Origin of the sequence: Rothia sp. HMSC069C01 (genome assembly GCF_001814655.1) — a bacterium.
GTDB classification, from domain to species: Bacteria; Actinomycetota; Actinomycetes; order Actinomycetales; family Micrococcaceae; genus Rothia; species Rothia dentocariosa.
Map to the genome: position 1 here is coordinate 1 of NZ_KV817404.1, position 202 is coordinate 202.

The following is a 202-nucleotide window of genomic DNA, read 5'->3' on the forward strand; positions in this document are numbered from 1 at the left end:
AAAACTAGTCCGGCGACAACCTACTCTCCCACACCCATCAAAGTGCAGTACCATCAGCGCAAAGAGGCTTAGCTACTGGGTTCGGAATGGAACCAGGCGTTTCCCTCTCACTATAATCACCGAAACGTGGAGGCGAGGGGACTCGAACCCCTAACCCTCTGCTTGCAAAGCAGATGCGCTACCAATTGCGCCACGCCCCCGC

At 55.9% G+C, this 202-nt stretch carries 1 tRNA gene and 1 rRNA gene; both read right to left on the bottom strand.

Annotation, left to right across the window (positions count from 1 at the left end):
* Positions 1-7 precede the first annotated feature (7 nt).
* Positions 8-124: ribosomal RNA gene (gene rrf / locus HMPREF2981_RS06815) — 5S ribosomal RNA — on the bottom strand.
* 3 nt (positions 125-127) lie between these two features.
* Positions 128-200: transfer RNA gene (locus HMPREF2981_RS06820), tRNA-Ala, on the bottom strand.
* Positions 201-202 lie beyond the last annotated feature (2 nt).